This is a genomic window from Streptomyces xanthochromogenes, from assembly GCF_014650455.1.
GTDB lineage: Bacteria > Actinomycetota > Actinomycetes > Streptomycetales > Streptomycetaceae > Streptomyces > Streptomyces xanthochromogenes.
Window position 1 is genome coordinate 1 of the sequence record NZ_BMUZ01000053.1, and the last position, 568, is coordinate 568.

The 568-nt window shown below is 70.2% G+C and carries 1 protein-coding gene; it reads left to right on the top strand.

Annotated features, from left to right (window positions below):
• Position 1: 1 nt before the first annotated feature.
• Positions 2–568: chorismate synthase (locus IE267_RS39335; RefSeq protein WP_229861691.1), on the top strand; the 567-nt coding region annotated here is incomplete at its 3' end.

The following is a 568-nucleotide window of genomic DNA, read 5'->3' on the forward strand; positions in this document are numbered from 1 at the left end:
GCTGGAGGGCCTTCCCGCCGGCGTGCCGATCACTACGGACCTGGTGGCGGATCACCTGGCCCGGCGGCGGCTCGGTTATGGGCGCGGCGCGCGGATGAAGTTCGAGCGGGACGAGGTGACGTTCCTGGGTGGTGTGCGGCACGGTCTGTCGATGGGTTCGCCCATTGCGATCATGGTGGGCAACACCGAGTGGCCCAAGTGGGAGCAGGTCATGTCGGCCGACCCGGTCGACCCCGAGATCCTGGCGGAGCTGGCCCGTAATGCTCCGCTGACGCGCCCGCGCCCGGGACATGCCGATCTGGCGGGGATGCAGAAGTACGGCTTCGACGAGGCCCGGCCGGTTCTGGAGCGTGCCAGTGCCCGGGAGACCGCGGCCCGGGTGGCGCTCGGTGCGGTGGCGCGTTCGTACCTGAAGGAGACGGCCGGCATCGAGATCGTGTCGCATGTGGTGGAGCTGGCCGCGGCCAGGGCTCCCTACGGTGTGCTGCCGACTCCGGCCGATGTGGAGAAGCTGGACGCGGATCCGGTGCGCTGTCTGGATGCGGACGCGTCGAAGGCGATGGTCGCC